Below are 24,735 nucleotides of genomic sequence, written 5' to 3' on the forward strand. Positions count from 1 at the left end.
AGCGGCGGTATCGGTCAATCGGCGTTCAGATGACGGATGCCATCACTCCGCCCTACGCCCCACCACCTCTCCCACCTGCGCGCCCCCGGCACCGTCAGCCCCACCCCCACCCTCACCCGCACCCGCACGAGGCCCACCCCCGGCACCCCCGGCCTCACCCCGCCCCGCCCCACCCCGTACCGCCTCCGCGGCGGCCAACAGCTCCGCCGGGTGCACGCCGTTGAAGGCCGCCGCCAAGTGGCCGTCGGGACGAACGAGAAGAACGGCATGGGCCGGCGCGCCCGGATACTCCTCCGCCACCAACAGCTCCGCATCCAGCGGCAGTTCGGCCACCGCCCCGGTCAGACGCGGCATCACCCCCGCCGTCAGCCAATGACGCCGGTCCCACACCGCCGTACCCGGCGCGACCAGAACCACCACGAGCCGCCCCCTGCCCAACCGCTCCCGCAACGCCACCACCGAACCGTCCGGCGCCGTCACCCGCACATCCACGACCGGCGCACCCACCGGCGTCCCCACCACGATGTGCACATCGGCCGGCTCCGGCGCGAGCGGCGAATCCGGATAGCCGGGAGGCGCCCCCAACGGACCACGCCCCACCTGCCCCTCCGCCACCAGCGAATCATGGGCCCGCGCCGTGCCCGGAACCCACCCGCGCAGCCCCGCCCCGCCCCGCACCACCGGCAACGACTGATCGGCCGCCCGCAGCCGCGCCGCCACCGCCGTCCGCCGCTCCGCCTGATAACTGTCCAGAAGCGCCTCACTCGGGCCGTCATGCCACGCCCGAGCGAGCTTCCACGCCAAGTTCTGCGCGTCCCTCACACCCTCGTCCAGGACCTGCGTCCCCAACGCCCCCAGCAGATGAGCCGCGTCCCCGGCCAAGAACGCCCGCCGCACCCGCCACCGCCGGGCCAGCCGGTGATGCACCGTATGCACACCCGTGTCGAGGAGGTCGTACTCCGGCGTCCCGCCACACCAGCCACCCAGCGTGTCCCGGACCCGCCCCACCAAAGCGTCCGGAGTGACCAGCTCGGCACGCGGCGGCAACAACCAGTCCAACCGCCACACCCCACCCGCCAGCGGACGCGCCGTCACCTCGTCGCCACCCGCCCGCCACGGCGGCAACCGGTGCAGCAACGCCTCACCCGGCCACGGCAGTTCGGCCCGCAACGCCACCACCGCCTGACGCTCCACCGCCGTACGCCCGGCGAACCGCACATCGAGCAGCTTGCGCACCGTCGACCGGGCACCGTCACAACCCACCACATAGCTGCCGCGCCACCACGTCGCACCCGGCCCCGACGTATGCGCGGACACCCCCCGCGCGTCCTGCTCCAGCCGGTCGAGACGGCTGTGCGTGACCAGACGCACCAGCCCGGACGCGGCAAGAGCCGCACGCAGCCCCCGTACGAGAGCGTGCTGCGGCACATGCACCGGCGAAGGCCCGCCGTCCCGGCCCGCGCCGAACTCGACACGCCGCAGCAGCTGACCGCGGCGCATCGACCGCCACGCCACCCAGCGGGCACCCTCGTCCGCCACCGCCCCGCACCCCAGCCCCGCCACGAACGCGGCGATGTCGGGGCGCAGCACGGCCGTACGGACCGGACGCGGCTCCTCCGGGCCCGCCCCCTCGTCCAGCACCACGGACGGCACACCCTGCGCGGCCAGGGACAGCGCGAGCACCAGTCCCACCGGACCGGCGCCAACGATGATCACCGGGTCCACGGCGTGGCCCCCGAAGAACGTCGGGACGGCTTGCAGGTGGCGCGGGGAACCCGGTGCACGATCACAGAACGTATGCAACCCACTGCGCGTGCTTGCGTCAAGTGACGGAGGCAGCGACGCGAGCGTCACTGCCTCATATGCCGTCAGTTCGTCGCGTCAGGCGCCCCATCAGCCCCCATGGCCCCCTCGGCCGCCATGACCGGAGCCGGACCCGCCGCGGTGACCGGAGCAGCCGCCGCACCCACCGAGATCCCCGTCTTCGCCCGCCTCCCGCGCTTCTCGATCCACGTCGCGAGCGCCGAGAGCAGCAGACACATCGCCACATAGATCGTGCCGATCACCACAATGGTCGACACATACGGGTACTGGCCGTTGACCTGCGTGTTGCTCGCGATCAGACGGGCCGTCTGCAGCAGCTCCGGGTACAGGATGATGAAGCCGAGCGACGTGTCCTTCAGCGTGACGACGAGCTGACTGATGATCGTCGGCAGCATCGACCGCACCGCCTGCGGCAGCAGGACACTCGCCATCACCTGCGTCTTGCTCATCCCCAGGGCGTACGCCGCCTCGCGCTGCCCCTTCGGCACCGCGTTCACCCCGGCCCGCAGCACCTCCGCCTGGACACAGCCGTTGTAGATCGACAGACCCAGCGCCAGCGCCCACATCGAATAGTCGGTGAGGAACCCCACCCACACGCCGTAGATCGTGATGAGCAGCGGAATCGAACGGAACAGCTCGATGAACGCCGTCGCCACCCACCGGACCGGCTTGTGCTCCGACATCCGCGCCACCGCGAGCGCCACACCGAGCACGAGAGAGCCCACCGCCGCCAGGCCGAACGCCTTCAGCGTGGCCAGGATCGCGTCGGCGATGTTCTGCCGGATCCCCGCGTAGTTGAAGATGTCCCACATGCCGTAGGCGAGGTCGCCCTTGTCCGACAGCCGGACGATCGCGACGGCGGCCAGGCCGACCAGCACGACCGTACCGACCACGGCATAGATCCGGTTGCGGACGACGGCCCTGGGACCGGGGGCGTCGAAGAGAACGCTGGCACTCATCGGGCGACCTCCATGCGGCGCTCAAGGAGACGGAAGAGGCCACTGATCGCGAAGGTGACGATCAGATAGCCGAGGGCGACCCAGAGGAAGACCGGCACGATGTCATACCCGTCCTCGCTCATCAGCTTCTGCCAGCCGAACAGCTCCGCGACGCTGAAGGCACCGGCGATCGCCGAGTTCTTGGTCAGCGCGATGAAGATGGAACTCAGCGGCGGGATCACCGTCCGCGTCGCCTGCGGCAGCACGATCAGACTCAACGTCTGCGGAAAGCTCATACCGAGCGAACGGGCCGCCTCGGCCTGCCCCAGCGGCACCGTGCTGATGCCCGACCTGACGGCCTCGCAGACGAACGACGCCGTGTAGAAACCGAGCGCCAGCGAACCCAGCAGGAACGGGCTCATCCCGGGGAAGAAGATCTCCGGCACGACGAAGAAGGAGACCAGGAAGAGCAGCGTCAGCGGAGTGTTGCGCAACAGCGTCACCCAGGCGGTGCCGAAGAACCGCAACGGCGGCACGGGCGACACCCGGAAACCCGCGAGCAGCAGTCCGAGCACCAGCGCGATGACCGAGCTGACGACGGTGATCTCCACCGTGCCTATGAAGCCGTCACGGAATTCCGCGAAATGGTCGAGCAGTACGTTCATGAGGTCTCCGCGTCGGCGGGCAGCGGCTGGATCGTCGGGCAGGGCCGACGCGCCCCGTACTGGGTACGGGGCGCGTCACACGGCTGAGCTGGGGCCGTCAGTAACGGACGACGGCGGGCGGGGCCTGGTAGGTGGAGCCGGACAGGCCGAGCGTGGCGTCGTAGATCTTCTTGTACGTGCCGTCCTGCTCGTGCTTCTCGATCGAGGAGTTCACGAAGTCGCGCAGCGCCTTGTCGTCCTTGTTCATGCCGATGCCGTACGGCTCCTCGGTGAACGGCTTGCCGACCACGTGGAGCTTGCCCGTGTTCTTCGCGGCGTAGCCCTTGAGGATCGCGTCATCGGTGGTGACCGCGTCGACCTGCTTGGTCAGGAGCTGCTGCACACAGTCCGAGTACTTGGAGAGCTCGACGACGGACGCGCCGTACTGGGGCTTCTTGATCTCCTGCAGCGGCGTGGAGCCGACGATCGAGCAGACCTTCTTGCCCTTGACGGAGTCCTTGCCGGTGATGGACGTGTCGTCCTTGCGGACGAGCAGGTCGGCGCCGGCCTTGTAGTACGGGCCGGCGAAGCCGACCTGCTGCTTGCGCTTGTCGTTGATCGTGTAGGTGCCGACGTAGTAGTCGACCTGGCCCTTGGAGATCGCGGTCTCGCGGACACCGGAGTCGACGGTCTTCCACTCGATCTGGTCGTCCTTGAAGCCCAGGTCGGCGGCGATCATCTTGGCGATCTCGACGTCGAAGCCGGACCGCACACGCGTCGACTGGTCCTCGAAGCCGAGGTAGGGCTGGTCGGCCTTGGAGCCGATGACGAGCTTGCCGCGGGCCTTGGCCGCCTTGAACGTCGGCGAGTCGAGGGTGACGTTGGACGCCACGGTGTACGTCGGAAGCTTCGGCGCGTCGCTGGCGCCCGGCTGGGCGGACTCCTTGTCGCCGGCGGAGCCGGACTTCCCACCACAGGCGGTCGCGGTCAGAGCGAGCGCGGCGATCGCCGCGACGGCGGCGTACTTGCGGAGCATCATGGCGAACATTCCTTGCGTCGTTGGTCGTTGATCGTCATCGGGCAGCCGTCAAGTGTGCCGCGACGATGGACAGTTGACAGTGGATCTCTGTCATCTGTTATCTGTCGTCACCTGCTTGTGGCCGGTCTTGCGGCCGACAGCCACCGGTAGTGCGTGCGCCCGGTGGCGCGTGCGTCAGTGGTGCGTGCGTCAGTGGTGCAGGATCTTCGACAGGAAGTCCTTGGCCCGGTCGCTGCGCGGATTGCTGAAGAACTGGTCGGGAACGGCCTCTTCGACGATCTTCCCGTCGGCCATGAAGACGACCCGGTTGGCGGCGGAGCGGGCGAAGCCCATCTCGTGGGTGACGACGACCATCGTCATTCCGTCCCGCGCCAGCTGCTGCATCACTTCGAGGACCTCGTTGATCATCTCCGGGTCCAGCGCCGAGGTGGGCTCGTCGAAGAGCATGACCTTCGGGTCCATCGCCAACGCCCGCGCGATGGCGACGCGTTGCTGCTGTCCACCGGAGAGCTGCGCCGGGTACTTGTCGGCCTGGGTGCCGACGCCGACCCGGTCGAGCAGGGCGCGCGCCTTCTTCTCGGCCGCCGCCTTGTCGGTCCTGCGGACCTTGACCTGGCCCAGCATCACGTTCTCCAGCACCGTCTTGTGCGCGAAGAGGTTGAACGACTGGAAGACCATGCCGACATCGGCACGCAACCGCGCCAGCTCCTTGCCCTCCTGGGGCAGCGGCTTGCCGTCGATGGAGATCGCCCCGGAATCGATCGTCTCCAGGCGGTTGATCGTGCGGCACAGCGTGGACTTCCCGGACCCCGAAGGCCCGATGACGACGACGACCTCGCCACGGGCGATGGTCAGGTCGATGTCCTGGAGCACATGCAGCGCGCCGAAGTGCTTGTTGACGTTGTTCAGCACGACCAGGTCACCCGACGCGGGTACGGCGTCCTCGGTCCCCTTGGCCACTGATACTCCGCTCATCGGCTTCTTGCTCCGTCCTCCTCGGTTGGGGAGGAACGTAGTGGTGAGTTGTGACCAGCGTCATTACATCTGAGCGGAACTTGAGGATAACGATCCGGTCGCGTGGCGGCACTCAGGGTGAGCGGACACCCCCGGGGAGTACCGGCTCCGTAACGGATGGTGCGAACGGGCGGGCGCCCCCTTGACCGGAGCGGCGACCATGAGCATGGATTCGGGAGTACATGTCGAGGCGCGGTCGGTGAACACGCGCAGACGAAGCGGAGAACGGCGCCGGCGCAGCTGCGGGTCCGGCGCGCGTCCAGGGGTCGGAGAGACCCGGAGAGACCGGTGAGGGGGGCCATGAGACTGCTGCTCGTCGAGGACGACGACCACGTCGCCGCCGCCCTGGCCGCGGTGCTCGCCAAGCACGGCTTCGAGGTGAAGCACGCGCGCAACGGCGAGGAGGCGCTGCAGGCGCTCCTTCCGGACGAGCGCAGCGCCCGGCCGCCCTTCGGCGTGGTCCTGCTCGACCTGGGCCTGCCCGACCAGGACGGCTACGAGGTCTGCGGCAAGATCCGCAAGCGCACCTCCATCCCGGTGATCATGGTGACGGCCCGCGCCGACGTCCGCTCCCGCATCCACGGCCTCAACCTGGGCGCCGACGACTACGTGGTCAAGCCGTACGACACCGGCGAGCTCATCGCCCGTATCCACGCGGTCATCAGGCGCCCCCCGCCGGGCACACCCACCGGGCCCGACGACGGCGAACTGTCCCTGGGCCGCGTCCAGATCGAGCTGCCGACCCGCCGCGTCAGCGTCGACGGCGAGAGCGTGCAGCTGACCCGCAAGGAGTTCGACCTGCTGGCGCTGCTGGCCCAGCGCCCCGGTGTCGTCTTCCGCCGGGAGCAGATCATCAGCGAGGTGTGGCGCACCAGCTGGGAAGGGACCGGCCGCACCCTCGAAGTGCACGTCGCCTCCCTGCGCTCCAAACTGCGCATGCCGGCGCTGATCGAGACGGTGCGCGGCGTGGGCTACCGGCTCGTCGCGCCGGCCGCGCTCTGAGACCCGAGCAGCCCGGTGCGCACACGCCTCCTTCCGCTCCTCATCTTCCTGCTCGCGCTCGTCCTGGTCGCGTTCGGCTTCCCGCTCGCCCTGAGCGTGGCGCACGCGGCGCAGCAGAAGGTGGTCGTCGACCGGATCGACGACACCGCGCGCTTCGCCGCGCTCGCGCAGTTCGTCACCGCCCCCGACGGCAACGACACCAACAGCGCGGAACGCCTCACCACGCTGGAGGAGGAACTGACCCGCTACTCGACCCTGTACGGCATCAAGGCGGGCGTCTTCTTCCGCAACGGCAGCGCCATGGCGAGCGCCCCCACCGGCTGGCAGGTGCCCGCCAAGGGCCAGGGGTACGTCGCCTTCCACGAGGCCCTCGCGGGGCGCCGCAGCCACGACCCGGCGCAGGTGTGGCCCTGGCAGGAGGGCCGCCTCGTGGTGGCCTCGCCGGTGGTGCGCGAAGGCGACGTCATCGCGGTCGTCGTCACCGACTCACCCACCGGAAGCATGCGTTCCGGCACGCTGCACGGCTGGCTCCTCATCGCGGCGGGCGAGCTGGCGGCCATGCTCGTCGCGGTCGGCGCCGCGTTCCGCCTGACCGGCTGGGTGCTGCGGCCCGTACGGGTCCTGGACGCCGTCACCCACGACATCGCCACCGGACGCATGAACTCGCGGGTCGCCGCCGCCGGCGGGCCCCCGGAACTCAGACGGCTCGCCCACTCGTTCAACGAGATGGCCGACAACGTCGAGGAAGTCCTCGAACAGCAGCGGGCGTTCGTCGCCGACGCCTCGCACCAGCTGCGCAACCCGCTCTCCGCGCTGCTCCTGCGCATCGAGCTCCTCGCCCTCGAACTCCCCGACGGCAACGAGGAGATCGCCTCGGTGCGCACCGAGGGCAAGCGTCTCGCGCAGGTCCTCGACGACCTGCTCGGCCTGGCGCTCGCCGAGCACGCGGCGGCCGACCTCCAGCTCACCGACGTCGGGGCGCTCGTGGGGGAGCGGGTGGCCGCCTGGCGTCCGCTCGCCGAGGACAAGGGCGTACGGCTGTCTGCGGACGGCTCGGCCGCGGCCACCGCCTGGGCCGACTCGGTGGCCCTCTCCAGCGCCCTGGACGCCGTCATCGACAACGCCCTGAAGTTCACCCCCGCCGGCGAGGAGGTACGCGTCACCGTCGCGGTCGAGGGCCCGCTGGCCACCGTCACCGTCAGCGACCGGGGTCCGGGCCTGTCCGACGAGGAACTCGGCCGGATCGGCGACCGGTTCTGGCGCGCGGGCCGCCACCAGAACGTCAAGGGCTCGGGCCTCGGCCTGTCCATCTCCCGCGCCCTGCTGGCCGCGGGCGGCGGCACCCTCGCCTACGCCCACCACGAGCCGCACGGCCTGCGCGTCACGGTCAGCGTGCCGCGTACGCAGTCCGACGCGTGAGCGCGGCCGGGGCTGTGTCCGGGGGCCGTGGGGCCGTGTTCAGGGCTTGACCGAGCGGTAGTAGTCGCGGGCCCCGTCGTGCAGCGGCAGCGGATTGGTGTAGATCGCGGTCCGCAGGTCCACCAGCTGCGCCGCGTGGACCTCACGGCCGATGCGGTCACGGCTGTTTATCACCGTGCGGGTGAAGCCCTCGGTCAGTGCGGCGCCGGTGCGGTCCGTGGTCACCAGGAGGTTCGCGACGGCGATCGTCGGCACGGGTACACCCCGCTGGGCCTGCGGATAGGCATCGGCCGGCATGGTCGCCGCCCGGTAGTAGCCGGTGCTGCCGTCCGCCTTGTGCAGCGCGGACACCAGGTCGGCGAGCGGCACCAGACGGATCGGGTACGCCTGGGACAGTTTGAGGACGGCCGTCGTCGGCAGGCCGCCGGACCAGAAGAACGCGTCGATGCGGTGGCCGCGCAGCAGCTCCGGCATGGTGTCGATGCCGGCCGGGACGGGCGTGATGTCCTTCTGCGGATCCAGGCCGGCGGCCGGCAGCAGCCGGTCGGCGAGCAGCCGCACGCCCGAGCCGTCCTGGCCGACGGCGACCCGCTTGCCGCGCAGATCCGCGACCGACCGCACGGGGGAGTCCCTCGGCACCACCAGCTGTACGTAGTCGTCGTACAGCCGCGCGCAGCCGCGCAGCTCGTCCGCGCCCGGCTTGCCGTCCTTGCGGAACTTGTCGACGGAGTCCGCCGTGGCGATGGTGAAGTCGGAGACGCCGTCGGCGACCCGCTGGAGGTTCTGCTGCGAGCCCTCGCTGGTGCGCAGCTCCACCTGGACGTCGGGCAGATCGGTGGCGAGGGCCTGGCGCAGCAGCTCGCCGTACCGCTGGTACACCCCGGTGCGCACGCCCGTACTGATGTCGATCGTGCCGGACGGCGACGGGCTGCCGAACGGCACGAGCCACCACACGAGCAGCCCGAGCGCCACGACGGAGGCCGCCGCCCCTTGCAGGGCGCGCTTGCGGGAGAGCCGGGACAGGACGGGGAGCATGGCTGGATCCTGCCAGTTGATCGCCCGCGAGGACCAGGGGTCGGCGGGCCCCGTACCCTGGTGTGCGAGATGAGTGCGAAGACCTACGAGGTGCGCACCTACGGGTGCCAGATGAACGTCCACGACTCCGAGCGGCTGTCGGGCCTCCTTGAGGGAGCCGGCTACGTCCGCGCGCCCGAGGGCGCCGACGGGGATGCCGACGTCGTCGTCTTCAACACCTGCGCGGTGCGGGAGAACGCTGACAACAAGCTGTACGGCAACCTCGGTAGGCTCGCCCCGATGAAGACGAAGCGGCCCGGCATGCAGATCGCCGTCGGCGGCTGCCTCGCCCAGAAGGACCGCGACACCATCGTGGAGCGGGCCCCCTGGGTCGATGTCGTCTTCGGCACGCACAACATCGGCAAGCTGCCGGTGCTCCTGGAGCGCGCCCGCATCCAGGAGGAGGCGCAGGTCGAGATCGCCGAGTCCCTGGAGGCCTTCCCCTCCACGCTGCCGACGCGGCGCGAGTCGGCGTACGCGGCGTGGGTGTCGATCTCGGTGGGCTGCAACAACACGTGCACGTTCTGCATCGTCCCGGCGCTGCGCGGCAAGGAGAAGGACCGCCGTCCCGGCGACATCCTCGCCGAGATCGAGGCGCTGGTCGGTGAGGGCGTCTCGGAGATCACCCTGCTCGGGCAGAACGTCAACGCCTACGGTTCGGACATCGGCGACCGTGAGGCGTTCAGCAAGCTGCTGCGCGCCTGCGGGAGCATCGAGGGCCTGGAGCGGGTCCGCTTCACCTCGCCCCACCCGCGCGACTTCACGGACGACGTGATCGCCGCGATGGCCGAGACGCCCAACGTGATGCCGCAGCTGCACATGCCGCTGCAGTCCGGTTCGGACACCGTCCTCAAGGCGATGCGCCGTTCCTACCGGCAGGAGCGTTTCCTCGGGATCATCGAGAAGGTGCGCGCGGCCATTCCGCACGCCGCGATCTCCACCGACATCATCGTGGGCTTCCCCGGCGAGACCGAGGAGGACTTCGAGCAGACCATGCACACGGTCCGCGAGGCCCGCTTCGCCAACGCCTTCACCTTCCAGTACTCCAAGCGTCCCGGCACGCCGGCCGCGACCATGGAGGGGCAGATCCCCAAGGAGGTCGTGCAGGAGCGCTACATGCGTCTCTCGGCGCTCCAGGAGGAGATCTCCTGGGAGGAGAACAAGAAGCAGGTCGGCCGCGTCCTCGACGTCATGGTCGCCGAGGGAGAGGGCCGCAAGGACGGCTCCACGCAGCGCCTGTCGGGCCGCGCCGCCGACAACCGCCTGGTCCACTTCACCAAGCCGGACCAGGACGTGCGCCCCGGCGACGTGGTGACCGTCGAGATCACCTACGCCGCCCCGCACCACCTCCTCGCCGAAGGCCCGACGGAGTCGGTGCGCCGCACCCGCGCGGGCGACGCCTGGGAGAAGCGCACGGCCGCCCCCGCCGCCAAGGCCGCCGGCGTGATGCTGGGCCTGCCCCAGATCGGCGCCCCGGCCCCGCTGCCGGAGCCCACGGGGGGCTGCTCGGTCGTGTGAGGCCGGCCGGGCGCGGGCCCGGCGGCGTGCCAGAGGAGCGGCCCGCGGGCCCGGCGGCTTCCCGAGGGGGAGCGGCCCGGGGCGCGCACGGACGGGGCTAGGCTGCGGATCATGCTCGTAGCCGCCGCTGTCTGCCCCTGCCCGCCCCTGCTCGTGCCCGAGGTCGCCGCCGGCGCCGCGCCGGAGCTCGACGCGGCCCGCGACGCCTGCGCCGACGCGCTCGGCGTGCTCGCCGCGTCCCGGCCCGACCTGCTCGTCGTGGTGGGCCCCGCGCCGGAGGGCGGCACGTTCCGGCAGGGCACGGTGGGCACGTTCGCCGGGGTCGGTGTGGACCTCTCCGTGCGCCTGGGTGCGGGTGCGGGTGAGGCCGGGGCGCAGCGGCTTCCGCTCCCGCTCACGGTCGGCGCCTGGCTCCTGGAGCGGTCCGGCTGGGCCGACGCGCCCGTCCAGGGGCTCGCCGTCGCCGAACGGCTGGAGCCCAGGCAGTGCGTCGGCCTCGGCGGGGAACTCGCCGCCAGGGCGGACCGGGTCGCGCTGCTCGTGATGGGCGACGGCAGCGCCTGCCGCACCCTCAAGGCGCCCGGCTACCTCGACGAGCGGGCCGCAGCGTTCGACCGGGTCGCCGCGCAGGCCCTCGGCTCCGCCGATCTCGCGGCCCTGACGGGTCTCGACGACCAGCGGGCGCACGAACTGAAGGCCGCCGGCCGCGCGCCCTGGCAGGTCCTCGCGGGGGCTGCGGGCGGCGCCGGTCTCGCAGGACGTCTCCTCTACGAGGACGCGCCGTACGGAGTCGGCTACTTCGTCGGCGTCTGGTCCTGAAACCCCGTCGCGGGCCCGGGGCCGGGCCGGCTCTCCCGTAATCGCTCCGCGCACAAGGGAGTTGGCGGCGCCGAGCGGCCGCGGCCGGCGGCGCGCAGGGAGCCGGCGGGCCGTCGACACCCCGGAGGGCCGTGGAGCGGGCGGCTCCACGGCCCTCCGGCGCGCGTGGTTCACGACGCGGACGCGGACGGTGAGGCCGTCGGCGTCCTTGCGGGTCATGCGGGGCGGGAACCTACTTGCGGGCGCCTTCGCCGGCCTCGTTGTCCGCGGCCTCCCCGGCGGACTGCTGCTTGGGGATCTCGACCCCCTCGGCGGCCGCGCCCTGCGCCGCCTCGCCCGCGCCGCTCTCCGCGGCGGCCTCGCCACCCGTCGCGTCCTCGGACCCCTCGGGAGCGTCGGCCGCGGGGCAGCAGCCCGCCGCGGCGGTGTCGCCCTCGGCCTCCGGCTCCGCCGTCAGCGTGGTGGCCGAGGCCTCCTCGGCCGGCTGCGCGACAGCCGCGTCGGCCTTACGGCGAAACATCGAAAAAACGCCCATATCTACTCCAAAACGTACTCGTGTGGGCGAAATCCCGGGCCGGCCGGAGCGCCTCATTGCGTCGCCCGGCGGCACCGGTCAACAAACCGGCGTTCGGAACCTCGCAACAGGCAACGAACCCGGCCGCGCCCCGTCACGTAGCTCGTTCGAGAACGGCCGCCGAGGTTTGCGAGACTGTGAGGGTGAGAAGTGCAGCTCCCGCACCGCGGGTCATCGCCGTCGTCGGTCCGACAGCGGCCGGAAAGTCCGATCTGGGCGTCTTCCTCGCCCAGCAGCTGGGCGGCGAGGTCGTCAACGCCGACTCCATGCAGCTCTACCGGGGGATGGACATCGGCACCGCCAAACTGACGCCCGACGAGCGCGGCGGCGTCCCGCACCACCTCCTCGACATCTGGGACGTCACAGAACCGGCCAATGTCGCGCTCTACCAGAAGCTCGCCCGCGCCGAGATCGACCGCCTCCTCGCCGAAGGCCGCACCCCCGTCCTCGTCGGCGGATCCGGCCTCTACGTACGCGGCGCCATCGACGTGCTCGACTTCCCCGGCACCGACCCCGCCGTACGCGCCCGCCTGGAAGGCGAACTGGAACAGGAAGGCCCCGGCGCCCTGCACCGTCGGCTCGCCGCCGCCGACCCCGAGGCGGCCCGCGTCATCCTGCCCGGCAACGGCCGCCGCATCGTGCGCGCCCTCGAAGTGATCGAGATCACCGGACAGCCCTTCACCGCCAACCTGCCCACCCACGAATCGGTGTACGACACCGTCCAGATCGGCGTCGACGTGGGCCGCCCCGAACTCGACGAACGGATCACCCTGCGCGTCGACCGCATGTGGGAAGCGGGCCTCGTCGACGAGGTGCGCGCCCTGGAGGAGCGCGGCCTGCGCGACGGACGCACCGCCTCACGAGCCCTCGGCTACCAGCAGATCCTCGCGGCGTTCGCCGGCGACTGCACCGAGGACGAGGCGCGCGCCGAGACCGTACGCGCCACCAAGCGCTTCGCACGCCGCCAGGACTCCTGGTTCCGGCGCGATCCCCGCGTCCACTGGATGAGCGGCGCGACACACGACCGGGCGGAACTCCCGCACCAGGCGCTGGCGTTGGTCGAACGAGCGGTTACAGCCTGATCACGTGATGGCATCGGGACGCTCCGCCGGTCAATGCGGCGCTGTCGCGCGTGCCATCATCAAACGTCGATCCACCAGTGGAGTCCGAGTTGGGAGGGCGCGTGGCGATGGAGGCCGGCCCTCGCGACAGAGAGCAAGGATCGCGGAAGGACACCGCGCCCCCGAGCTCACCGGACCACGCGTCAGCGGTGACGCAGCCCCCGCAAGCGGAATCCGCCGCCCAGGACCCGACCGGCACCGCCCACGACACGGCGGCACCGCCCCCGGCGCTCGGCTCCGCGGTGCTCGGCGCCTCGGGCCTGAGCCCCGACGGGCCGGAGGACGGCTCCATCGGAGCGGTCTCCGACGGCGGCGAGGTCGAGGTCGAACTGCGGCCCCAGCGCCGGCTCAGGATCTGGCAGCTCGCCCCCATCGTGACGCTCGCGGCGCTCGGCTCGCTCATGTTCGCCTTCCCCCTCGCCTTCGAATTCGGCGACGGCGGACCCGTCGTCGCCATGCTCGGCCTGCTCATCAGCTGCTGCGCCGCCGGCTGGGGCATGATGGCCGCCCGCCGCGTCGGCCACACCTGGCCCGGCCTGCCCGGCCGCGGCTCGTGCGAACGCCCCGACTGGCGCGTCCTCGCCCTGTACGTCGGCGTCGCCGCCGTCCTCGTCGCCCTCGCCGTATGGCGCGTGGCCCGGCTCCGCTGACACCGCCGCACACCCCGGCGCCGCCCGCGGACACCGCCTGACCGGCCCGTTGTCGGCGCACCCCCGTACGATTGACGCGTGAACACTTCGCCGATCGCCTTCCTCAAGGGCCACGGAACCGAGAACGACTTCGTGATCGTCCCCGACCCGGACAACGCCCTCGACCTGCCCGCAGCCGCCGTCGCCAGGCTCTGCGACCGCCGGGCCGGCATCGGCGGCGACGGCCTGCTCCACGTGGTGCGCAGCGCCGCCCACCCCGAGGCGAAGACCATGGCCGACGAGGCCGAATGGTTCATGGACTACCGCAACGGCGACGGCTCGATCGCCGAGATGTGCGGCAACGGAGTGCGCGTCTTCGCCGGCTACCTGCAGCGCGCCGGCCTCGTCGCGGCCGGCGACCTGGCCGTCGCCACCCGCGGCGGGATCAAGAAGGTCCACCTCGCCAAGGGCGGCGACATCACCGTCTCCATGGGGCGCGCCCTGCTCCCCGAGGCCGGCGTCACCGTCACCGTCGACGGCCGCAGCTGGCCCGCCCGCAACGTCAACATGGGCAACCCCCACGCCGTGGCGTTCGTCGACGACCTCGACCACGCCGGCGAACTGCGCACGGTGCCGCCCTTCACCCCCGCGGACGTCTACCCGGACGGCGTGAACATCGAGTTCGTCGTCGACCGCGGCCCGCGCCACGTGGCGATGCGGGTCCACGAGCGGGGCGCCGGCGAGACACGCTCCTGCGGCACCGGCGCCTGCGCCGTCGCCGTGGCCGCCGCCCGCAGGGACGGCGCCGACCCGGCGGTCACCGACACCCCGGTCACCTACACCGTCGACCTGCCCGGCGGCACCCTCGTCATCACCGAATACCCGGACGGCGAGATCGAGATGACCGGACCCGCCGTGATCGTCGCCGAAGGCGTCATCGACCCGGCGCTCCTCACGGCCTGAGCGCCACCCCCGACGGCGCCGCCACCGCGGGCCCCCGCCGAGCGGATCACCCCGCCGTGACCGGACGTGACCGGACCGGTCGGCGGCGAAACGGGCGTGGCCAAAACCTTCGCTCGAATGGGTGATCCGGTTCACGCTGAGCGAGAGCGGGACTGCGCCACGTGGTGGGCTCGGTAGCATCAAGCACCGGTCCGGAGGGGCAAGCCGGTCCCTCCACCACCGGTCGATGCTGCCGGAGGTGCCCCATGAGCGCAGAGGCCACGAATCCTGGTGCGCAGAGCCGCCGCCGCGGCCGCCCCAGGATCGACCTCCGCCGGCTGGGCCGCGCGGCACTGCTCGGCCCCGTCCCGCGGGACCGGCTGCCCGACGCCATCGGCCATGTGGCCGACGCCCACCGCGCCCACCACCCCGACGCGGACCTCGCCGTGCTGCACCGCGCCTACGTCCTCGCCGAAACGTCCCACCGCGGCCAGTTCCGCAAGAGCGGCGAGCCCTACATCACGCACCCGCTCGCCGTGACGCTGATCCTCGCCGAACTGGGCGCGGAAACCACCACCTTGACCGCCTCGCTCCTCCACGACACCGTCGAGGACACCGAGGTGACGCTCGATCAGGTACGGGCCGAATTCGGCGAAGAAGTCAGCTATCTGGTGGACGGCGTCACCAAACTGGAGAAGGTCGACTACGGCGCGGCCGCCGAACCCGAGACCTTCCGCAAAATGCTCGTCGCCACCGGCAACGACGTCCGTGTCATGTCGATCAAACTCGCCGACCGGCTGCACAACATGCGCACCCTCGGCGTGATGCGCCCCGACAAACAGGCCCGCATCGCCAAGGTGACCCGCGACGTACTGATCCCCCTCGCCGAACGCCTCGGCGTGCAGGCCCTCAAGTCCGAACTGGAAGACCTCGTCTTCGCGATCCTGCACCCCGAGGAGTACGAACACACCCGGGCCCTGATCGCCGCCAACGCCGGCACCCCCGACCCCCTCGCCGGCATCGCCGACGGCGTACGCGCCGTGCTGCGCGAGGCCGGGATCCCCGCCGAAGTCCTCATCCGCCCACGCCACTTCGTATCCGTGCACCGCATCCACCTCAAACGCGGCGACATGCGCGGCAGCGACTTCGGCCGCCTGCTCGTCCTGGTCGGCGAGGACGCCGACTGCTACGCCGTCCTCGGCGAACTGCACACCTGCTTCACACCCGTCGTCTCCGAGTTCAAGGACTTCATCGCCGCCCCCAAGTTCAACCTGTACCAGTCGCTCCACACCGCGGTCGTCGGCCCGTCCGGCGAAGTCGCCGAAGTCCTCATCCGCACCCGCCAGATGCACGACGTCGCCGAAGCCGGCGTCATCGCCCTCGGCAACCCCTACGCCCAAGGGCCCGGCGACGGGCCGCAGCAGACGGGCGACGAACGCGAGGACCCCACCCGGCCCGGCTGGCTCTCCCGCCTCCTCGACTGGCAGCGCAACGCCCCCGACCCCGACACCTTCTGGTCCTCCCTGCGCGAGGAACTGGCCGGGGACAGCGAGATCACCGTGTTCTGCGCCGACGACCGCACCCTGGTCCTGCCGGCCGGGGCAAGCTGTGTCGACGCCGCCTACGCGCAGTACGGCGCTGCCGCCCACAGCTGCATCGGCGCCCGCGTCAACGGCCGCCTCGCGACGCTCAGTACGGTCCTCGACGACGGCGACACCGTGCAGCTCCTGCTCGCCCAGGACGCCGCCTCCGGACCCTCCGCCGACTGGCTCGACCACGCCAGGACCCCCAGAGCCCGGATCGCGATCACCGGCTGGCTCGCGGCCAACCCGGAGGGCGTCACCGTGCCCGCCGCGGCGCCGCGCCCCCAGGTCAACGTGCCGGCCGACCGGCGCGCCGCCGCTGGCGCGGTGACCGACCTGCCGGGCGTGACCGTACGCCTCGCCGGCTGCTGCACCCCCGTGCCGCCCGACGCCGTCACCGGCTTCTCGGTGCGCGGCGCGGCGGTGACCGTGCACCGCCAGGAGTGTCCGGCCGTGGTGCGGATGCAGTCCGTGGGGCGCGCGCCCGTGGAGGTGCGCTGGGGGAACACCGCGCAGTGCAGGGTCACCCTGGTCGCCGAGGCCTTCGGGCGCCCCCGCCTCCTCGCCGACCTCACCGAAGCCATCGCCGGCGCCGACGTGGCCATCGTCTCGGCCACCGTGGAACCCCCCAGCGAACAACGCGTCCGGCACACTTACACCCTCCAACTCCCGGACGCGGCAGGGCTGCCCGCCCTCATGCGGACCATGCGCGACGTGGCCGGGGTGTACGACGTGAGCCGGGCACAGCATCCGGCCGCGGCGGGATGACGGGGGAGGACACGGGCGGAGGACGCGGGCGGGTGACGCCGGCGCGGCAGGCGCTGACAATGGTCAACGTCTGACATCCGTCATCGCACCGCCCACCACCCCCGTTCGGGTGGCCCCCATGCGAGTCGGCACGGGCGGGCCCCCTCGCGCTGGTAGCGGTAGGGCATGCCGCTGACCCCGCGCCGTCCCCGCCCCCGCCATCTGCGTGCCGTGCTCCTCGTCGCCGCCGCGGCCTCCGTAGTCGCCGCGGCCCTGCCCGCCGCGGTGCCGCTCGGCATCGGGGACCCGCTCTTCCCGCACCTGGGAAACCCCGGCTACGACGTGCTCTCGTACGACATCGGCCTCACCTATCTCGGCGACAACAAGAAGCCGCTGGAGGCCGTCACCACGATCGACGCCGTGGCGACGGACGCTCTGGAGCGGATCAACCTCGACTTCTCACGGGGCACGGTGCACGGCGTCGACGTGAACGGGCACCCGGCCCGGTTCGCCGGCGCCGACGAGGACCTCGTGATCACCCCGGAGCACCCCGTCACCGCCGGCGAACGGCTGCGGATCACCGTGCGGCACACCAGCGTCCCGGACGCAGCGAGCGACGGCGGCTGGGTGCGCACCACCGACGGCCTGGTCATGGCCAACCAGGCGGACGCCGCCCACCGGGTGTTCCCGTGCAACGACCACCCCTCCGACAAGGCGTACTTCACCTTCCACGTGACCGCGCCCGCCGATGTGACGGTGGTCGCCAACGGCCTGCCCGACCCGCGCCGGCGCCAGGGCGGGACGATCACCTCCACCTACCGCACCAGCCACCCCATGGCGACCGAGCTGGCCCAGGTGTCGATGGGGCACTCCGCGGTGCTGCACCGGGAGGGACCGCACGGGCTGCCGATCCGCGATGTCGTCCCGGCGGCCGACAAGGCGACGCTCGAACCGTGGCTGGCGAAGACACCCGGCCACATCGCGTGGATGGAGCAGCAGGTCGGCGCGTACCCCTTCGAGACGTACGGGGTGCTGATCGCGGGCGCCGACACGGGCTTCGAGCTGGAGACGCAGACCCTGACCCTGTTCGAGCGGTCCCTGTTCGTGCGGCCGGGATTCCCCGAGTGGTACGTCGACTCCGTCATGGTGCACGAGCTGGCGCACCACTGGTTCGGGGACAGCGTCTCGCCGCGCGCCTGGTCGGACCTGTGGCTGAACGAGGGGCACGCCACCTGGTACGAGGCGCGGTACGCGGAGGAGTTCGGCAAGCAGCCCATGGAGCGCCGGATGCGCGCCGCATACGCCCTGTCCGACGGCTGGCGCGCGGCGGGCGGCCCGCCGGCCGCGCCCAGGGCGGCAGGACCGGGGCAGAAGATCGGCATCTTCCGGCCGGTGGTCTACGACGGCAGCGCGCTCGTCCTGTACGCCCTGCGCCAGGAGATCGGGGACCGCGCCTTCGACCGTGTCGAGCGGCGCTGGGTGCGCGACCACCGGGACTCCACCGCGTCGAGCGCCGACTTCGCCGCCCTGGCCTCGCGGATCGCCGGACGCGACCTGTCGGGGTTCTTCAGGGCGTGGCTGTACGGCGAGAAGACCCCGCCGATGCCCGGCCACCCGGAGTGGCACAGCCAGGCGCCGAAGCACGCCTGACCCGGCGCGGGGCCGGGCGCGGGGAGGCGCGGGGCCGGCCGGGGGCGCGACGTGCGGGGCCGGGCGGAGCGGAAAACCGGGGTGACGGGCCCGGAGGCCCCGTGCGACCATCGTTGTCGTCGGCGGCGCCGCCAGGACCGGATTCCGTACGGGAATCATTTGGGCCCATTACGCGTTGTGACCGACACAGCCGGAGTCCCCCCGGGGGGCTTCCGGTCCGTAATTCCGACGACGTAAAGGATCCAATGACCTCCTCTTCATCCCCTTCCCAGGACGAGCAGAGCTTCGCGGACACGCACCGCACCGAGAGCCTTCGGGCCGATGCCCTGATGGAAGAGGACGTCGCCTGGAGCCACGAGATCGACGGAGCGCGTGACGGCGCCCAGCTGGACCGCTCGGAGCGTGCCGCGCTGCGGCGCGTGGCGGGTCTGTCCACCGAGCTCGAGGACGTCACCGAGGTCGAGTACCGGCAGCTGCGCCTGGAGCGCGTCGTGCTGGTCGGCGTATGGACCACGGGGACGCTTCAGGACGCGGAGAACTCGCTCGCCGAGCTCGCGGCCCTCGCCGAGACGGCGGGCGCCCAAGTGCTGGACGGCGTCTACCAGCGCCGTGACAAGCCCGACCCGGCCACCTACATCGGTTCCGGCAAGGCGCAGGAGTTGCGTGACATCGTCCTCGAGACCGGCGCGGACACGGTGGTCTGCGACGGTGAGCTGAGCCCCGGCCAGCTGATCCACCTCGAAGACGTGGTCAAGGTGAAGGTGGTCGACCGGACCGCGCTGATCCTCGACATCTTCGCGCAGCACGCCAAGTCCCGTGAGGGCAAGGCGCAGGTCTCGCTCGCGCAGATGCAGTACATGCTGCCGCGGCTGCGAGGCTGGGGTCAGTCGCTGTCGCGTCAGATGGGCGGCGGCGGATCCAGCGGTGGCGGCGGCATGGCCACCCGTGGCCCCGGTGAGACCAAGATCGAGACGGACCGTCGGCGGATCCGCGAGAAGATGGCGAAGATGCGCCGTGAGATCGCGGAGATGAAGACGGGCCGCGAGATCAAGCGTCAGGAGCGGCGCCGCAACAAGGTGCCGTCGGTCGCGATCGCCGGTTACACCAACGCCGGAAAGTCCTCGCTGCTCAACCGCCTGACTGGCGCGGGCGTGCTGGTGGAGAACGCGCTGTTCGCCACCCTCGACCCGACCGTGCGCCGGGCGGAGACGCCCAGCGGGCGGCTCTACACGCTGGTGGACACCGTCGGATTCGTCCGGCACCTGCCGCACCACCTCGTTGAGGCGTTCCGCTCCACGATGGAGGAGGTTGGCGACTCCGACCTGATCCTGCACGTGGTGGACGGGTCGCACCCGGCGCCGGAGGAGCAGCTGGCCGCCGTCCGCGAGGTCATCCGCGACGTGGGCGCGCTCAATGTGCCCGAGATCGTGGTGATCAACAAGGCGGATGCGGCGGATCCGCTGGTGCTGCAGCGGCTGTTGCGGATCGAGCGGCATTCCATCGCGGTCTCGGCGCGCACCGGCGAAGGCATGGAGGAGCTGCTCGCGCTCATCGACTCCGAGCTGCCGCGCCCCTCGATCGAGATCGAGGCGCTGGTGCCGTACACGCACGGGCAGTTGATCGCCCGTGCGCACGCCGAGGGCGAGGTGATCTCCGAGGAGCACGTGGCGGAGGGCACCGTGCTCAAGGCGCGGGTGCACGAGGTGCTCGCCGCGGAGCTCGCTCCGTATGTGCCGGCCGCGCACTGAGCGTCCGTACGAACCGACACGGCAAGGCCCGCTCCCTCTGGTGAGGGAGCGGGCCTTGTGCCGTTCCGGGGTACGGGCCGAGGGGTGCCGGGTTAGCGGCCGCCGTACTTCGCGCTCATCGAGTCGAAGAGCGCCTTGGCTCCCGCGCCGAGCTGGGGGCCGGCCAGCCAGCCCGCCGTGACCGGGCCGATGGAGGTGTTGGAGACCAGCTGGGCCTTGCCGTCGGGGCCGTTCATGAACCAGCCGCCGCCGGAGGAGCCGCCGGTCATGGTGCAGCCGATGCGGTACATCGGGGGCGTGCCGGGGCTGATGGAGAGCTGGCCGGGGCGGTCGACGCACCGGAACATCTGCAGGCCGTCGTAGGGGGGTGCCGCGGGGTAGCCCCAGGCGCCCATCGAGGCGACGGACTTGGCCTGCGGGGCGGAGAAGTTGACCGTCAGCGCGTTGCCGACGGTCTCTTCGAGGGACTTGGTGCCCTTCTCCGGCTGCACGTGGAGGACCGCGTAGTCGTAGGGGGCGCCGGTGCCGCCGGTGGGGCCGCCGTCATTGATCCACTCGTTGGAGGTGGAGGCCCAGTCGGCCCAGTAGACGCCGTAGGGGGCGATCTCCTGCGGCCGGGCGTTGTTCAGGGCCGCCGCGGACTTCCCCTTGTCGTTGTAGGAGGGGACGAAGGCGATGTTGCGGTACCAGCCGCCGGTGCCGCCCTGGTGGACGCAGTGGCCGGCGGTCCACACCATGTTGGACCTGCCGGGGTGGGCGGGGTCCTTGACGACGGTGCCCGAGCAGACCATGGGGCCCTCGGGGGAGTCGAAGAAGACCTTGCCGACCGGGGCCGCGTACTGGTGGTAGGGCAGCTTCTCCTGGACGGCCCTGACGGGCGCGGGCACGGGGTCGGAGATGCCCGTACCGCCGTTGACGTCGCCGGCCGCCATGGTCTTCTGCGGGTCCTTGGCGGACTTCATCCGGTCCGGCTTCCACAGGCCGTCGATCACCGGGTTGACGAAGTCCTTGGCCTGCCGCAGCCAGGTGTCCTTGTTCCAGTTCTTCCAGCCGCCGTCCTTCCACTTGTCGAGGTCGACGCCGTGCTTCTTGAGGGCGTCGGCCAGGTCGGAGGGCGCGGTCGCGCCGTCCTTGGCGGTGGCGGAAGTGGAGGCGGACGGCTTGCTGTCGGCGTCGTTCCCGCCCGGACCGCACGCGGTGGCGGTCAGCGCGAGAGCCGCCGCGAGGCCGGAAGCGGCCAGCAGCGGACGTATGGATCGCATGAGAACGGTTCCCCCTGGTGTGCCTGCCCGTCGAGGCAGGTTTTGCCATGCACTTGTCAGTACGGTGGGGGCGGAGATCCGCTGTCGCCCACCGTGCGGCCCCCTACTATGCCCGCTGGGCAGGAGGGGGACGAGCGGGGGCCCCGGCATTCACAGGACCCCCGCACGGCGCTCAGCGCCCGGCGTACTTGGTGCTCACCGAGTCGAAGACGCCCTTGGCCTCCTTGCCCAGGCGCGGGCCGGCCAGCCAGCCCGCCGTGACCGGGCCGATGGAGGTGTTGGAGACGAGGGACGGCTTGCCGTCCGAGCCCGTCGCGATCCAGCCGCCGCCGGAGGAGCCGCCGGTCATGGTGCAGCCGAGGCGGTACATGGTCGGCATGCTCGCCTCCAGGGACAGCCGGCCGGGCCTTGCCTTGCACTGGTACAGCTTCTGGCCGTCGTACGGAGGCGCGGCCGGGTAGCCGTTGGCCGTCATGGAGCTGATCTTCGGCACGGCCGGCGCGTTGAAGTCGACCGGCAGCGCACCGCCGACGGTCTCCTCCAGGGACTTGCCGTTCGAGCCCTTCTCCGGCGTCACGTGCAGCACCGCGAAGTCGTACGGGGCGCCCTGACCGCCGGTCGGGCCGCCGCCCTCGATCCACTGCTGCGACGTCTGGGCCCAGTCGGCCCAGTAGACGCCGTACGGGGCGATCTGCTGCTTGGTGGCCTTCTGCAGCTGGGCCGTCGGCAGGTCGGTGTTGTTGTAGGAGGGGACGAAGGCGATGTTGCGGTACCAGCCGCCCTTCGCGCCCGCGTGCACACAGTGCCCCGCGGTCCACACCATGTTGGACTTGCCGGGGTGCGCCGGGTCCTTCACGACGGTCGCCGAGCACACCATCGAGCCTTCGGGGCTGTCGAAGAACAGCTTGCCGAGCTCCGGCAGGTTCTGGTGGTACGGGGCCTTCACCTGGGCCGCCCTGACGGGAGCCGGCGTCGGGTCCGTGACGCCCTTGTCGCCGGAGATGTCGTTCGGGACGGCCTTCTCCGGGGGCTTCTCCGCCTTGCGCATCCGGTCCGGGTCCCACAGGCCCTGGATGACCGGGTTGATGTAGTCCTTGGCCTCACGCAGCCAGGTGGCGCGGTCCCAGTTCCTCCACTCGCCGTTCTTCCACTTGTCCAGGTCGATCCCGTGCTTCTTGAGCTGTTCCTGGACATCGGCGGGGATCTGGAACTTGTCGGTGCCCCCCGTGGCCACCGACGCCGTCGGCTTGCTGTCGGCGCTGGAGTCACCGGGTCCGCACGCGGTGGCGGTCAGCGCGAGCGCGGCCGTGAGGCCGAGCGCGGCCAGCACGGGAGAGGCCCCGCGGCGCGCGCTCCTCCCGGTGCGCTCGGCGCTGGACGGGCGTGTCGGTCGCATCTCGAATTCCCCCTGGAACCTTGTCATCAAAGCGTCTTCGTCTTCTGTACGCGTCAACTACGGCGCCGCGAACCGGCGCCGAAGTGCGGCCCCCACTATGCCGTTGCCCGCCGGAGCGCTTCGCGGCAGGGCCCACGGTCGCGCCCCTCCGGAGCCGTTCCGGCCCCCGGGTAAGGCGAACCTTCCTCGGTGGCAAGGAACTTCACCTCAGGCCGTGATCGAGCGGTCGCGGCGTCGTTGGTACGTACGGGGGACATCAGGACAGCGTTCAGCGCGGGCGTACGCACCGCGCAACGGACGCGATACGGAACCGTCACAGCGGGAGGACCAGCAGTCGTGGCCGTGACCGAACCAGCCCCGACGGCGCTGCCGGGCGCTCATGAGGCAATCCTGCGCAGGCAGTCCCTGCGGGAGTCCGCGGCCCGCACCTATGCCCGCTCGCTGCCCATCGTGCCGGTGCGGGCCCGCGGCCTCACCATCGAGGGCGCGGACGGGCGGCGCTACCTCGACTGCCTGTCCGGCGCGGGCACGCTGGCCCTCGGGCACAACCACCCCGTCGTGCTCGAAGCGATCCGCAAGGTCCTCGACTCGGGGGCGCCGCTGCACATCCTCGACCTCGCCACACCGGTCAAGGACGCCTTCACCACGGAGCTGTTCGCGACGCTGCCGCGCCAACTCGCCGACAACGGACGGATCCAGTTCTGCGGACCGGCCGGCACCGACGCCGTGGAGGCCGCCCTGAAGCTGGTCCGCACCGCGACCGGCCGCACCGGCATGCTCGCCTTCACCGGCGCCTACCACGGCATGACCGCGGGCGCCCTCGCCGTCTCCGGCGGCGCCCGCGAGGACGGAGTGACCCGGCTGCCCTACCCGCACGACTACCGCTGCCCCTACGGCGTCGGAGGCGAACGCGGCGCCGAACTCGCCGCCCGCTGGACCGAGAACGTCCTCGACGACCCCAAAGCCGGAGTGCCCGCACCCGCCGGCATGATCGTCGAACCGGTGCAGGGCGAAGGCGGCGTCATCCCGGCCCCCGACGCGTGGCTGCGCCGGATGCGCGAGATCACCGCGAGCCGCTCCATCCCGCTGATCGCCGACGAGGTACAGACCGGCGTCGGCCGCACCGGAACGTTCTGGGCCGTCGAACACAGCCAGGTCGTACCCGACGTGATGGTGCTCTCCAAGGCCATCGGCGGCTCGCTGCCCCTCGCCGTCATCGTGTACCGCGACAGCCTCGACGTCTGGCAACCGGGCGCGCACGCCGGTACCTTCCGGGGCAACCAGCTCGCCATGGCGGCCGGCGCCGCCACCCTCGCGTACGTCCGCGAGAACCGGCTCGCCGACCGCGCCGCCGTCCTCGGAGCCCGCATGCTCGGCCAGTTGCAAGGCCTCGCCGCCGACCACCCCTGCATCGGCGACGTGCGCGGCCGCGGCCTGATGATCGGCATCGAACTCGTCGACCCCGAGCGCGAGGACCTCAGCTCCGGCAACCCGCCGCCGCCCGCGCCCGACCTCGCCGCCGCCGTGCGCCAGGAGTGCCTGCGCCGCGGACTCATCGTCGAACTCGGCGGCCGCCACTCCAGCGTCGTACGGCTGCTCCCTCCGCTCACCCTCACCGACGAACAGGCCGTGGCCGTCCTCGACCGGCTCGCCGACGCCGTGACCGCCGTCGCGCGCCCCTCCCACGCACGCCCCTCCCACGCACGCGCCGACGCGGGGGCCGGCGCGCACCACGGGGACCGGACCGGACCGTCCCACTGACCCAGGACCACCCCACGACCTCCCAAGGAAG

The 24,735-nt window shown here is 71.7% G+C and carries 20 protein-coding genes; 11 read left to right on the forward strand and 9 right to left on the reverse strand.

Annotation, left to right across the window (positions count from 1 at the left end):
• Positions 1-42: 42 nt before the first annotated feature.
• The 5 genes from OOJ98_RS22685 to OOJ98_RS22705 form a co-directional block, all read right to left on the reverse strand.
• Positions 43-1,725: an FAD-dependent monooxygenase gene (locus tag OOJ98_RS22685; RefSeq protein ID WP_267056767.1), complete on the reverse strand. Its 1,683-nt coding sequence runs from the start codon at positions 1,723-1,725 to the stop codon at positions 43-45.
• A gap of 143 nt (positions 1,726-1,868) precedes the next feature.
• Positions 1,869-2,783 carry an amino acid ABC transporter permease gene (locus OOJ98_RS22690; RefSeq protein WP_267056768.1) on the reverse strand — a complete coding sequence of 305 codons (915 nt, stop codon included), beginning with the start codon at positions 2,781-2,783 and terminating at the stop codon, positions 1,869-1,871.
• On the reverse strand, positions 2,780-3,427 hold the full coding sequence (locus OOJ98_RS22695; RefSeq protein ID WP_267056769.1) for an amino acid ABC transporter permease: 648 nt from the start codon (positions 3,425-3,427) through the stop codon (positions 2,780-2,782). The genes OOJ98_RS22690 and OOJ98_RS22695 overlap by 4 nt, the downstream gene beginning before the upstream one ends.
• A gap of 97 nt (positions 3,428-3,524) precedes the next feature.
• Positions 3,525-4,445 (reverse strand): glutamate ABC transporter substrate-binding protein, encoded by a 921-nt coding sequence (locus OOJ98_RS22700; RefSeq protein ID WP_267056770.1) that lies wholly within the window; start codon positions 4,443-4,445, stop codon positions 3,525-3,527.
• Positions 4,446-4,634: 189 nt separating this feature from the next.
• Positions 4,635-5,420, reverse strand: a complete 786-nt coding sequence (locus OOJ98_RS22705) for an amino acid ABC transporter ATP-binding protein (protein ID WP_267056771.1) — start codon at positions 5,418-5,420, stop codon at positions 4,635-4,637.
• 339 nt (positions 5,421-5,759) lie between these two features.
• Here OOJ98_RS22705 and OOJ98_RS22710 point away from each other — a divergent pair, with 339 nt between their 5' ends.
• Positions 5,760-6,461: a response regulator transcription factor gene (locus OOJ98_RS22710; protein ID WP_267056772.1), complete on the forward strand. Its 702-nt coding sequence runs from the start codon at positions 5,760-5,762 to the stop codon at positions 6,459-6,461.
• Positions 6,462-6,476: 15 nt separating this feature from the next.
• The gene (locus OOJ98_RS22715; protein ID WP_267056773.1) at positions 6,477-7,880 is read left to right on the forward strand and encodes a HAMP domain-containing sensor histidine kinase; all 1,404 of its coding nucleotides are present in this window, start codon (positions 6,477-6,479) and stop codon (positions 7,878-7,880) included.
• A gap of 39 nt (positions 7,881-7,919) precedes the next feature.
• Here the strand turns inward: OOJ98_RS22715 and OOJ98_RS22720 are convergent, their stop codons facing one another.
• Positions 7,920-8,915, reverse strand: coding sequence for a TAXI family TRAP transporter solute-binding subunit (locus OOJ98_RS22720; protein WP_267056774.1), 996 nt, complete (start codon positions 8,913-8,915; stop codon positions 7,920-7,922).
• Positions 8,916-8,984: 69 nt separating this feature from the next.
• Between OOJ98_RS22720 and miaB the strand changes: the two genes are divergently transcribed.
• On the forward strand, positions 8,985-10,472 hold the full coding sequence (gene miaB, locus OOJ98_RS22725) for a tRNA (N6-isopentenyl adenosine(37)-C2)-methylthiotransferase MiaB (protein ID WP_267056775.1): 1,488 nt from the start codon (positions 8,985-8,987) through the stop codon (positions 10,470-10,472).
• A 111-nt stretch (positions 10,473-10,583) separates the two neighbouring features.
• On the forward strand, positions 10,584-11,291 hold the full coding sequence (locus OOJ98_RS22730; protein ID WP_267056776.1) for a class III extradiol dioxygenase subunit B-like domain-containing protein: 708 nt from the start codon (positions 10,584-10,586) through the stop codon (positions 11,289-11,291).
• Between the two features lie 232 nt (positions 11,292-11,523).
• Here the strand turns inward: OOJ98_RS22730 and OOJ98_RS22735 are convergent, their stop codons facing one another.
• Positions 11,524-11,811 carry a hypothetical protein gene (locus tag OOJ98_RS22735; protein WP_267056777.1) on the reverse strand — a complete coding sequence of 96 codons (288 nt, stop codon included), beginning with the start codon at positions 11,809-11,811 and terminating at the stop codon, positions 11,524-11,526.
• A 197-nt stretch (positions 11,812-12,008) separates the two neighbouring features.
• On the opposite strand from OOJ98_RS22735, the gene miaA reads away from it, so the two are divergent.
• The 6 genes from miaA (at position 12,009) to hflX (ending at position 20,285) form a co-directional block, all read left to right on the forward strand.
• Positions 12,009-12,947, forward strand: a complete 939-nt coding sequence (miaA, locus tag OOJ98_RS22740) for a tRNA (adenosine(37)-N6)-dimethylallyltransferase MiaA (protein WP_267056778.1) — start codon at positions 12,009-12,011, stop codon at positions 12,945-12,947.
• A 281-nt stretch (positions 12,948-13,228) separates the two neighbouring features.
• On the forward strand, positions 13,229-13,636 hold the full coding sequence (locus tag OOJ98_RS22745) for a hypothetical protein (protein ID WP_267057061.1): 408 nt from the start codon (positions 13,229-13,231) through the stop codon (positions 13,634-13,636).
• Between the two features lie 78 nt (positions 13,637-13,714).
• Positions 13,715-14,578: a diaminopimelate epimerase gene (gene dapF / locus OOJ98_RS22750; RefSeq protein ID WP_267056779.1), complete on the forward strand. Its 864-nt coding sequence runs from the start codon at positions 13,715-13,717 to the stop codon at positions 14,576-14,578.
• A gap of 245 nt (positions 14,579-14,823) precedes the next feature.
• Entirely contained in the window at positions 14,824-16,908 is a 2,085-nt protein-coding gene (locus tag OOJ98_RS22755) for a bifunctional (p)ppGpp synthetase/guanosine-3',5'-bis(diphosphate) 3'-pyrophosphohydrolase (RefSeq protein ID WP_267056780.1), read from the forward strand.
• A 165-nt stretch (positions 16,909-17,073) separates the two neighbouring features.
• Positions 17,074-18,537 carry a M1 family metallopeptidase gene (locus tag OOJ98_RS22760; RefSeq protein ID WP_267056781.1) on the forward strand — a complete coding sequence of 488 codons (1,464 nt, stop codon included), beginning with the start codon at positions 17,074-17,076 and terminating at the stop codon, positions 18,535-18,537.
• 245 nt (positions 18,538-18,782) lie between these two features.
• Positions 18,783-20,285, forward strand: a complete 1,503-nt coding sequence (hflX, locus tag OOJ98_RS22765; protein WP_267056782.1) for a GTPase HflX — start codon at positions 18,783-18,785, stop codon at positions 20,283-20,285.
• Between the two features lie 92 nt (positions 20,286-20,377).
• On the opposite strand, the gene OOJ98_RS22770 is transcribed toward hflX, so the two are convergent.
• Together OOJ98_RS22770 and OOJ98_RS22775 are read right to left on the reverse strand one after the other, a co-directional pair.
• Positions 20,378-21,547: a serine protease gene (locus OOJ98_RS22770; protein ID WP_267056783.1), complete on the reverse strand. Its 1,170-nt coding sequence runs from the start codon at positions 21,545-21,547 to the stop codon at positions 20,378-20,380.
• A gap of 172 nt (positions 21,548-21,719) precedes the next feature.
• On the reverse strand, positions 21,720-22,943 hold the full coding sequence (locus OOJ98_RS22775; protein WP_267056784.1) for a serine protease: 1,224 nt from the start codon (positions 22,941-22,943) through the stop codon (positions 21,720-21,722).
• A gap of 336 nt (positions 22,944-23,279) precedes the next feature.
• Between OOJ98_RS22775 and OOJ98_RS22780 the strand changes: the two genes are divergently transcribed.
• A complete protein-coding gene (locus OOJ98_RS22780) occupies positions 23,280-24,704 on the forward strand; it encodes a diaminobutyrate--2-oxoglutarate transaminase family protein (RefSeq protein WP_267056785.1) in 1,425 nt (474 codons plus the stop codon).
• Positions 24,705-24,735 lie beyond the last annotated feature (31 nt).

The organism is Streptomyces sp. NBC_00083, assembly GCF_026343295.1.
Taxonomy (GTDB): Bacteria; Actinomycetota; Actinomycetes; order Streptomycetales; family Streptomycetaceae; genus Streptomyces.

What these genes read in the sequence shown, in the direction of transcription:
- OOJ98_RS22690 (WP_267056768.1), bottom strand. Translation starts at nt 2,783, where the DNA reads ATGAGTGCCAGCGTTCTCTTCGACGCCCCCGGTCCCAGGGCCGTCGTC.
- OOJ98_RS22695 (WP_267056769.1), bottom strand. Translation starts at nt 3,427, where the DNA reads ATGAACGTACTGCTCGACCATTTCGCGGAATTCCGTGACGGCTTCATA.
- OOJ98_RS22700 (WP_267056770.1), bottom strand. Translation starts at nt 4,445, where the DNA reads ATGATGCTCCGCAAGTACGCCGCCGTCGCGGCGATCGCCGCGCTCGCT.
- OOJ98_RS22705 (WP_267056771.1), bottom strand. Translation starts at nt 5,420, where the DNA reads ATGAGCGGAGTATCAGTGGCCAAGGGGACCGAGGACGCCGTACCCGCG.
- OOJ98_RS22710 (WP_267056772.1), top strand. Translation starts at nt 5,760, where the DNA reads ATGAGACTGCTGCTCGTCGAGGACGACGACCACGTCGCCGCCGCCCTG.
- OOJ98_RS22720 (WP_267056774.1), bottom strand. Translation starts at nt 8,915, where the DNA reads ATGCTCCCCGTCCTGTCCCGGCTCTCCCGCAAGCGCGCCCTGCAAGGG.
- miaB (WP_267056775.1), top strand. Translation starts at nt 8,985, where the DNA reads ATGAGTGCGAAGACCTACGAGGTGCGCACCTACGGGTGCCAGATGAAC.
- OOJ98_RS22730 (WP_267056776.1), top strand. Translation starts at nt 10,584, where the DNA reads ATGCTCGTAGCCGCCGCTGTCTGCCCCTGCCCGCCCCTGCTCGTGCCC.
- OOJ98_RS22735 (WP_267056777.1), bottom strand. Translation starts at nt 11,811, where the DNA reads ATGTTTCGCCGTAAGGCCGACGCGGCTGTCGCGCAGCCGGCCGAGGAG.
- OOJ98_RS22755 (WP_267056780.1), top strand. Translation starts at nt 14,824, where the DNA reads ATGAGCGCAGAGGCCACGAATCCTGGTGCGCAGAGCCGCCGCCGCGGC.
- OOJ98_RS22760 (WP_267056781.1), top strand. Translation starts at nt 17,074, where the DNA reads ATGCCGCTGACCCCGCGCCGTCCCCGCCCCCGCCATCTGCGTGCCGTG.
- hflX (WP_267056782.1), top strand. Translation starts at nt 18,783, where the DNA reads ATGACCTCCTCTTCATCCCCTTCCCAGGACGAGCAGAGCTTCGCGGAC.
- OOJ98_RS22770 (WP_267056783.1), bottom strand. Translation starts at nt 21,547, where the DNA reads ATGCGATCCATACGTCCGCTGCTGGCCGCTTCCGGCCTCGCGGCGGCT.
- OOJ98_RS22775 (WP_267056784.1), bottom strand. Translation starts at nt 22,943, where the DNA reads ATGCGACCGACACGCCCGTCCAGCGCCGAGCGCACCGGGAGGAGCGCG.